Source organism: Phenylobacterium sp. (assembly GCF_031360265.1).
GTDB lineage: Bacteria > Pseudomonadota > Alphaproteobacteria > Caulobacterales > Caulobacteraceae > Phenylobacterium.
The window spans coordinates 93,556-102,932 of the sequence record NZ_JANMBF010000104.1 but is presented as its reverse complement, the minus strand read 5'-3'; the positions used below and the strand labels follow the sequence as shown (position 1 = coordinate 102,932).

At 69.4% G+C, this 9,377-nt stretch carries 7 protein-coding genes; 2 read left to right on the top strand and 5 right to left on the bottom strand.

Features of this window, described 5'->3' with window-relative positions:
- Window positions 1–467: 467 nt before the first annotated feature.
- From RMN86_RS09850 to RMN86_RS09830, 5 genes are all read right to left on the bottom strand, one after another.
- Entirely contained in the window at window positions 468–725 is a 258-nt protein-coding gene (locus RMN86_RS09850) for a DUF1150 family protein (protein WP_309605667.1), read from the bottom strand.
- Window positions 726–797: 72 nt separating this feature from the next.
- Window positions 798–1,235, bottom strand: a complete 438-nt coding sequence (locus RMN86_RS09845; protein ID WP_309605666.1) for an Hsp20 family protein — start codon at window positions 1,233–1,235, stop codon at window positions 798–800.
- Between the two features lie 128 nt (window positions 1,236–1,363).
- The gene (locus RMN86_RS09840; protein WP_309605665.1) at window positions 1,364–1,897 is read right to left on the bottom strand and encodes a hypothetical protein; all 534 of its coding nucleotides are present in this window, start codon (window positions 1,895–1,897) and stop codon (window positions 1,364–1,366) included.
- Window positions 1,894–2,256, bottom strand: a complete 363-nt coding sequence (locus RMN86_RS09835; RefSeq protein WP_309605664.1) for a hypothetical protein — start codon at window positions 2,254–2,256, stop codon at window positions 1,894–1,896. The genes RMN86_RS09840 and RMN86_RS09835 overlap by 4 nt, the downstream gene beginning before the upstream one ends.
- On the bottom strand, window positions 2,253–2,537 hold the full coding sequence (locus RMN86_RS09830; RefSeq protein WP_309605663.1) for a DUF6516 family protein: 285 nt from the start codon (window positions 2,535–2,537) through the stop codon (window positions 2,253–2,255). Before RMN86_RS09830 ends, RMN86_RS09835 begins: the two co-directional genes overlap by 4 nt.
- A 574-nt stretch (window positions 2,538–3,111) precedes the next feature.
- Between RMN86_RS09830 and RMN86_RS09825 the strand changes: the two genes are divergently transcribed.
- Window positions 3,112–4,257, top strand: coding sequence for an AI-2E family transporter (locus RMN86_RS09825; protein ID WP_309605662.1), 1,146 nt, complete (start codon window positions 3,112–3,114; stop codon window positions 4,255–4,257).
- A gap of 251 nt (window positions 4,258–4,508) precedes the next feature.
- Window positions 4,509–9,377 carry an NAD-glutamate dehydrogenase gene (locus RMN86_RS09820; protein ID WP_309605661.1) on the top strand — a complete coding sequence of 1,623 codons (4,869 nt, stop codon included), beginning with the start codon at window positions 4,509–4,511 and terminating at the stop codon, window positions 9,375–9,377.

The window sequence follows — 9,377 nt, the reverse complement described above, 5'->3', positions numbered from 1 at the left end:
GCCGAAGGACGCCCCCGGCGTCGAGCACCTGCGCGCGCTGGCCCGAGTGTCGCGGGTGTTGCGCCAGGCCGACCTGCGCCGCCAGTTGCGCCAGGCCCGTTCCGCCGACGCCCTGCACGCGCTCCTGGTGCAGGATCCGGTCACTCGCTCCTCGGCGGCCTAGGCCAAATAGAAATCCGCCTGGCCTGGATCGACCCTCCTCCTGCGTAGGGGGCTCGGAATCACACATCTCGCTGAAGCGCGGCAGATTCAGGCTGAGTTCACGGTCTGACGCGAGCCACAGGCGCCAAAAGCCCTCTCCTCCCACCGGGTCGCACATCGACCCGGTGGGGGAAGGGGCTTTGCCCGAGGATTTCCGTAAGGGTAGAAGGACGCCGCTTCAGCGAACTGTGTGGATCCGGCAGCCCTACGCAGGAGGAGAACAGAGTCTCAGACGTGACTTGCTGCTGTTCGATCCCTGGCGACCGTCAGTGCACCGAGACGGGCGCCAGTTCGTGTGCCAGGGCGGCGGCCACCGCCGAGGCGCGGTCGGCCATCACCGCCAGCCGCTCGCCGTCGGCGCGATGCACCGCATAGAGAATCTGCTTGGGTTTCAGGTCATACCCCGGCTGGACCTGGGCGGGCGAAACGCTGGCCAGGAGCTCGGCGCCGCTGACCGGCCGCACATAGACCAAGTCGGGTCCGCCCAGGGCGGCAAAGGCTTCGGTCGAGAGAACAGGCGTCATTGAGACCACCTCCTTAGGGACGGCAACGTTTGGGACGGCGGACGGTTCAGCCCGCCAGGTCAGCCCGCCAGGTCAACCGGGCGAGCGGATCGGCACCCGCAGCACCCGGCGCTCCGGCTCCGGCCGGACGAGGTCGATGTGCAGCAGGCCGTGCTCCAGGCTCGCCGCCTCCACCACCATGCCGTCGGCCAGGACGAAGCTGCGGATAAACCCGCGCGCAGCGATGCCGCGATGAAGAAAGGCGTCCTCGGCCGGCGCCGTCCCCCCATCGCGCCGGCCCCCCTCCCGCCGTCCCGCGATGGTCAGCTGTCGGTCCTCCACCGTCACCTCCAGCTGGTCAGGCGCGAAGCCGGCGACCGCCAGGGTGATGCGCAGGCCGCCGTCGCCTCGATCCTCGACATTGTAGGGGGGATAGCTCTCGGCCGCCGCCTTGGCGGCGCGCTCGATCAGCCCGCGCGTGTGCTCGAAGCCCAGCAAAAACGGGCTGTCGAAAAGTACCGACCTGTTCATCGTCAAAGGAGTCCTTGTCGAAAGCGACTCTCCGGACGGGCCGCCCATCCTTGGCGCGGCTCGACCGGACAGCTGACAAGGTGGGAAGCGTCGACCGGCTTTTCAATGCGCCGGCGGACGCGGGCCGCCTATTGCGCCTGGAATGGGATCTGCGGCGATTCGAAGAACCCCTTGCCGTCCGCGGCGACCACCCGGATCGCCACGGTGTGTGGCCCCGCCGCCATCGCCGCGGCCGGCAAGGTCGCGGAAAAGCCCACGGCCGCCAGCCCCGGCGTCTTGAAATAGTCCGCCACATCCGGCCGCGCCGCGCCATAGCGGGTCCCATAGGCCCGGCCGTCGACCACCACATCGACGCCCCGGCCCGGCGCCTTGGCCGCCGGATCGAAGCCGAAGCCGTCGACCAGGGTCGCCACGCCGGCGGGCGTCGCCGCCGGGCGCCGGTTCAGCGGATCGGCCGCCGCCCCGATCCGGTCGAGGGTGAAGCCGGCCATCTCCACGCGCCGGGGCAGGCCCGCCGACAGGCCCTCGGTCGGCGGGGGCGGGGCCTCTACCTGGCCCGGGCCGGCGGCCATCGGGTCGACCGGAACCACCCGGGGCCGGGGCTTGTCGCAGGCCCCCAGCGCCAACAGCGCGGCCACCATCACGGCGACTCCGCGCCTCACGCCGCCGCGCTCAGGTCGAAGTCGGCGTGGATCACCGCGTAGGGCACGACCAGCTTGCGGTCGTCGTCACGCTCGATCAGGCCCCAGTCCAGCAGGATCGCGACATCCTCGTGGACGCGTTTCACATCGCGGCCGAGTTCGCGGGCCAGGCCGCGCAGGCTGACGGCGCCCAATCCCTGCAACCGCTCGATCAGCGTCCAGCGGCGCGGTGACAGCACCGAGAACAACTGGGCCGGCGAGGAGAAGGTGAAGAGATCGGCGTCCGACCGGCCCGTCTTCCAGGCGTCAACGAAGGCCGCCCCGCTATCGCGCAGGACGGCGTCGTCGCCCTTGCGGATCTGGATCGTCGCCACTCTCATATCATCCTCCGTATCGCGACGTTGGGCAGAAAGTCCCGCACCAGCGCCTCGACGGTGGTGAACCCGTTAGGTTGTTCCACGCCGTCCAGATGACAGTGGTCGCCCTTTGGACGTTCGTTGTCGTAGCCCACGATCCTCACGCCGGCGCGCCCGTAGAACAGCCGGTATTTGTAGCTGTGACGACTGCCGACGACCGGCCGAGGCAGCCGCCAGATCACCAGTTCCAGAACCGCGCCGTCCGACAGGACCGATTTCTGGCGGCGGAGCAGCTCAGCTTTCACGTTGGCAATCGCGCCAACAATGGGCGTCGTTGTCAATTCCGCCAACACCTAGAATTACGGTGTGTCATGGCGCCTTGGCCGCGTTCGAGCTTAGCCACGTCCAACAAGCGGTATGTCGAGTGTCCGCGCGCAAACTGTCGGCATAGCTCCGCTCCTGTGTTCGGGCTCAGGCGCTCAGCGCCTCGCCCCTGCGACTGTTCGGAAAAGCTGACTGGCGAGCGCGCCCTTGCCGGAACCGCGGTCTCAAGACCAGGGACCCAACGAGCTACGCTCGCCACCCATCAAGCCAACGCTCAACACAGCCCGCAATACACAGTGACCCAGTGCGGCTTGCGGTAGCCTCTGGGTCCCGGCTCTCCAGCCTGCAAGCGCAGGCTTGCGGCCGGGATGACAGAGAAATTTTTGTGCCGTTAACCAAAATTTGGCCCCCCGGGCCCACGCCAGCCCGGATTGACCCCGGCCGCGACGCCGATGACAGTCGGCTCGTCCAGGATCCCTTCGCGCTGACGTTGATGGAACGTGCTCGGACACGAAGCGCTTTCAGCACAACCGACGCCGCTTTCGAAAGCTCGCCATGCCAGCCGCATCGTCCGCGCCGGAGTCCACCGTCGCCCGCAACGCCCTGGTGATCCTGGCGGTGATCGCCGGGGGGACGACCCTCTACGCGCTGGCGGGAATCCTCACGCCGCTGGCGCTGGCGCTGTTCCTGGCGGTGATGATCGATGGGTTCGCGCGCGTCCTGGAGCGGCGGATGCCTGGCGTCTCGCGCAAGGCGGCCCTGCCGACGGCGGTGGTGCTGTCGATCCTGCTGTTCGGCGGAACCGCCTTCTTCGTCGCCCAGAACGGCGCCGGGTTCGCCAGCCAGCTTCTGACCTATGGCCCGAAACTGGATTCGGTGATGGCCCAGGTCTCCGGCCTGATGGGGATCAGGACCCCGCCGACCGTGCTCGGCATCATCCATGGACTCGACGCCGGCAAGTACCTGGGCCTGGCCGCCCGGGCGGTGCAGGGTTTCGCCTCGACGGCGCTGTTCGTGCTGGTCTACCTGGCCTTCATCATCGCCTCGCGGCGCGGCTGGGAGCGCAAGGCCATCGGCCTGTTTCCCGTACGCGAGGAGCGCCAGGAGGCCGTGGTCGCCTTCCTGCGCATCCGCGACGGGGTCGAGCGCTATCTCTTCGTCCAGACGGTCACCGGCCTGATGGTGGCGGTGCTGTCGTGGATCGCCATGGCCGCCGTCGGTCTGCACGACGCGCTGTTCTGGGCCTTCCTGATCTTCCTGGCGGTCTACATACCGGTGGCTGGCGGGGTGTTCGCCGGCGTCGCGCCCCCGCTGTTCGCGCTGGTCCAGTTCCCGGGCTACGGTCAGGCGATCATCCTGTTCATCGTCCTGCAGCTGATCGGCATGGTCATCGGCAATGTGATCTATCCGCGCATGCAGGGACGGAGTCTTAACCTTGATCCGGTGATGGTGCTGCTGGCGCTGGCGTTCTGGAGCGCCATCTGGGGCGTGACCGGAGCCTTCCTCTCAACACCGCTGACGGTGATGGCGATGGTGGTTCTGGCGCAGTTCGACGGCAGCCGATGGATCGCGGTGATCCTGTCGGCGGACGGAGATCCTCAACAGTTGAAGAACAGGATGCCGAACGAGCCGCCCGACACGACCGCCCTAAACCCGACACCGAACCCGACGACGCGGCGACCTCGCAGTAAGCGGGCCTGACGATCCAGCGCAGGCCCGACCCAGAAAGCGTTTTTGACGGAGGGGGACTTCCACTTGCGCCCACGCTTCCTATCTATGGTTGGCCCGGCCGCACAGCGGTCCGGACGTTGCGTTCGCCCCCCAAGCCCGCGGACGCGACGAGCACTGAGCGTTCCGCCGCCCCCCCACGGTGGAACCACACGGCGCCGGACACTCTCCTCCGGCGCCGTCCTCGTTTCCGGACCTCGGATCGATTGTGCGAGAGCCGTGCGATGAGCCGCATGACCCCCGCCGCGAGCCCACCCCTGGCCAAGGCCATCGTCGCCGCGCTGACGGGCGACCCGGCGCCAGCCGGCGTCCGCGCCTTCGCAAGCCAGGCCGCCGCCGACGCCCAGGCCGACGAACTGCCGGAACTCTCCGACGCCGATCTGGCGCAGAACCTGTCCGATTGCTGGCGCTTCGGCGAGCGCCGGCGCGGCCGCGGCCCGACGATCCGCGTCGCCCCGGTGCTTGGCGCCGCCGCGGGCGGCCTCGACCGGCTGGAGATCATCCAGGACGACGCACCGTTCCTGGTCGATTCGATCATGGGCGAGATCGCCGAGCAGGGCCTGTCGGTGCGCGCGCTGTTCCACCCGATTGTCGAGATCCAGCGCGATCGCACCGGCGCGCGCGGCGTGGCCGGCGTCGTCCGGCGCGAATCGATGATCCAGGTGATCCTCGATCCGGTCGGCGCGGACCGCGAGCAGGCCCTGGTGCGGGGCATAGCCGCGACCCTGAAAGACGTGCGCGCCGCGGTGGACGACTTCCCGGCGATGCTCGAACTGATGGGCAAGACCGTCGCCGAGCTGAAACTGAACGCCGGGCGCGCCACCGGCGAGGAAGTGGCCTTCCTGAGCTGGCTGCAGGCCAATGAATTCGTGTTCCTCGGCGCCCGGGTCTACGAATATCCGCGCCTGAAGAACGGGGACTATGCGGCGGAAGAGCCGCTCTACCAGGCCAAGGACGGCCTGGGCGTGCTGCGCGATCCTGAACGCACCGTCCTGCGCCGCGCCAACGAGCCGGCGATCCTGCTGGGCAAGGTCAAGGATCGGCTGCTCAGCGACCCGGCGCTGACCGTCGCCAAGTCCAACGTGCGATCCCGGGTGCACCGCCGCGGCTACATGGATTACGTCGGCGTCAAACGCTACGACGCCGCCGGTAAACCCTTTGGCGAGGTCCGCTTCGTCGGCCTGTTCACCGCCGAGGCCTATGACCAGCCGGCCAGCGCCGTGCCGCTGATCCGCGAGAAGGTCGCCCACGTCCTGGCCCGGGCCGGCATGCCGGCCGGCAGCCACAACGAAAAGCGCCTGAAGACCCTGGTCGAAAACCACCCGCGCGACGAGCTCTTCCAGATGAGCGAGGACGAGCTGCTCAGCCAGGCGCTGGGCATCTTGCACCTCTATGACCGCCCGCGCGTGCGCCTGTTCGAACGCCGCGATCCCTTCGACCGGTTCGCCTCGGTGCTGCTGTTCCTGCCGCGCGACCACTACGATTCAGACCTCGCGGCCCGGGCGGGTCAGATCCTGGCGCACGCCTATCGCGGCCGCGTCTCGGCCGCCTATCCGAGCTTCTCCGACGCCCCGCTGGCGCGCGTTCACTACATCATCGGCTTCACCCGCGGAGACCATGACGAGCCGGACCTGAAGGCGCTCGAAACCGCGATCACCGAGGCCGCGCGCACCTGGGAAGACCGCTTCGAGGCGGCCGTTCGAGGCTCGGGCCGGACGCCGGAAGATGTCGCCGCGACGCTGGCCCGCTATGGCGAGGCCTTCCCGGCCGGCTATCGCGACCGCTTCAACGCCGACGAGGCTCTGGCCGATCTGGCGGTGATCGAGGCCATGGGGTCCGACCAGACGGTCGAGGTCCGCGCCTATCGCTCGAAGATCGACAGCGCGCTGCAGTTCCGGTTCAAGCTCTATCGTCCGCAGGTCCCGGCGCCGCTGGCCGACGTCCTGCCGATCCTCGACAACATGGGTCTGAAGGCGCTGGCCGAAGCCGGCTTCCCGGTCGCGCGGACGGGCCTGCCGCCGGTCTGGGTCCACGACTTCGAGATCGAGGATCCGCGCGGGGCCAAGCTGGTGTTCGCCGAGCTGAAGGGCCCCTTCGAGGACGCCGTGGTCGCCGTCTGGTCCGGTCGCACCGAGAATGACGGCTTCAACCGCCTGGTGATGGAGCTGTCGATCCCTTGGCGCGACGCCGCCCTGATCCGCGCGCTGGCCCGCCACCGCCAGCAGTCCGGGCTCGATCCCAGCCAGCGCGTGCAGGAGGAGGCGCTGTCGGCCAATCCCGGCGTGGCGCGGTTGATCCTCGACCTCTTCCGCGCCAAGTTCGACACCGCGATCAAGGCCGACCTGGCGGAGCGCCGCAGACAGGCCGAGGCGGTGATGGCCCGGATCGTCGAGGCGCTGCAGCTGGTGGAAAGCCTGGACGAAGATCGTGTGCTGCGGCGCCTGGCGCTGCTGGTCGGCGCGACCCAGCGGACCAACTTCTACCAGCCCGGCCCGGATGGCGGCGCCAAGGCCTACATCTCGTTCAAGGTGGCGTCGGGCGAACTCGCCGACCTGCCGGCCCCTAAGCCGCACCGCGAGATCTTCGTCTGGGGGGTCAACGTCGAGGGCGTCCACCTGCGGTTTGGTCCGGTGGCGCGCGGCGGCCTGCGCTGGTCCGACCGGCGCGACGACTTCCGCACCGAGGTGCTCGGCCTGGTCAAGGCCCAGCAGGTGAAGAACGCGGTGATCGTGCCGGTGGGCTCCAAGGGCGGGTTCTATCCCAAGCAGCTGCCGAAAGGCGGGACGCCGGACGCCATCCGCGCCGAGGGGATCAGCGCCTACCAGACCTTCCTCTGCGGCCTGCTCGATATCACCGACAATCTCTCGGCCGACGGCAAGGTCATCCCGCCGCCCGGCGTCGTGGTCCATGACGGCGACGATCCCTACCTGGTGGTGGCGGCCGACAAGGGCACGGCGACCTTCTCCGACATCGCCAATGGCGTGGCCGAGGACTACGGCTTCTGGCTGGGCGACGCCTTCGCGTCCGGGGGTTCGGCCGGCTACGACCACAAGGTGATGGGCATCACCGCCCGCGGCGCCTGGGAGGCGGTGAAGCGCCACTTCCGCGAGCTCGGCAAGGACATCCAGGCCGAGCCCTTCACCGTCGTCGGCTGCGGCGACATGTCGGGCGACGTGTTCGGCAACGGCATGCTGCTGTCGAAACAGACCAAGCTCGTGGCCGCCTTTGACCACCGCCACATCTTCCTCGACCCCGCTCCGGACCCGGCCACGTCCTGGGCTGAGCGCAGGCGGATGTTCGCCCTGCCGCGCTCGTCCTGGGACGACTACGACAGGAAGCTGATCTCCAAGGGCGGCGGGGTCTTTCCGCGCACGCTGAAGTCGATCCCGCTGACCGCGCAGGTCAAGGCGATGCTGGAGGTGACGGCCGATGCGCTCGCGCCCACCGACCTGATCAATGCGATCCTCAAGTCGCAGGCCGAGCTGCTCTACCTGGGCGGCATCGGCACCTATGTGAAGGCCCGGCACGAGGCCGCCGTCGATGTCGGCGACAAGGCCAACGACGCGGTCCGGGTGAACGGCTGTGACCTTCGGGTCAAGGTGGTGGGCGAGGGCGCGAACCTCGGCCTGACCCAGGCCGGCCGCATCGAATACGCCCAGTCGGGCGCAGGCGGGGCCGGGGGGCGGATCGACACCGACGCCATCGACAATTCCGCCGGCGTCGACACCTCCGACCACGAGGTCAATATCAAGATCCTCACCGGGATGCTGGAACGCACCGGCCAGCTGACCCGCAAGCGGCGCGATACGCTGCTGAAGTCGATGACCGACGATGTCGGCCGCCACGTCCTGGCGCACAACTACGACCAGACCCTGGCGCTCTCGCTGATGCAGATGGACGCGGTGGGCGAGCTGATCCCCTACGCCCAGTTCATGGCCGATCTGGAGCAGCAGGGTCGCCTGGACCGCGCGGTCGAGGGGCTGCCCGACGCCGCCGGCGTCGCCGATCGGGCGGCCGCGGGGCGCGGGCTCACCCGCCCGGAGCTGGCCGTGCTGCTGGCCTATGGCAAGCTGGAATTGAAGCGGGCGATCGTCGCCAGCGATGCGCCGGACGATCCGTTCTTCGAGCGGCTGCTCGAGGACTATTTCCCCAAGGGCCTGCGCCGCTACGCCGAGCCGATGCGCCGCCACCGGCTGCGCCGCGAGATCATCGCCACGGCGGTCGCCAATGACGTGATCAACCGCTGCGGGCCGAGCTTCCCGGGCCGGCTGATGGCTGCGGCCGGCGCCGGCGCGGAGGCGTTCACGGCCGGCTACGAGGCCGCCAAGCAGATCCTGGAGATTCCGGCGCAATGGGACGCGGTGGCGGCGCTGGACGGTAAGATTCCGGCCGCCGGACAGATGGCGGTGTTCCGCCGCCTCGCCGCCTCGCTGCGCGGCGCCAGCTTCTGGCTGGCGCGCTCGGCGCAGCGCGAGGGTCTGGACGTCGCCGAGCTGATCGCGCGCTACGGTCCGGGGTTCACGACGGTCCATCGGCTGATGCCCGGCGTGCTGTCGCCGATCGAACAGGCGGCTGTCGCCGCGCGCCAGCGCGGCATGGTCGAGGCCGGCGCGCCGGAGGCCATGGCGCGGTCGGCCGCGGTCCTGCAGACCCTGACCACCGCCGGCGACCTGGTCGATCTGGGCGAGGCGTCAAGCTGGTCGCTGCCCAGCGTCGCGCGGCTCTATCACGCGGTGGGCGAGGTGTTCGGCTTCGACCGGGTGCGGGCCGCCGCCGGCGCCCACGCGGTGGGTGACCCCTTCGAACGCACGGCATTGCGCCGGCTGATCGAGGACCTGTTGCTTGAACAGACCGGGCTGACGCGGACCATCATGGCCTTCGCCGGCGACGCCCAGGCCGGCGACGATCTCGGCCACGCGCATCACGCGGCGACCTCGTGGGCGTCGATGCACAACGACAAGGCCGAGGTCGCGCGGCGCACCATCGACGACATCGAGGCGGCCGGCGGCGGCTGGACCTTCGCCAAGCTGACCATCGCCAACGCCGCGCTGCGGGAGCTGTCCGCCCAGGTGACGGTCAAGAAGAAGCGGTGA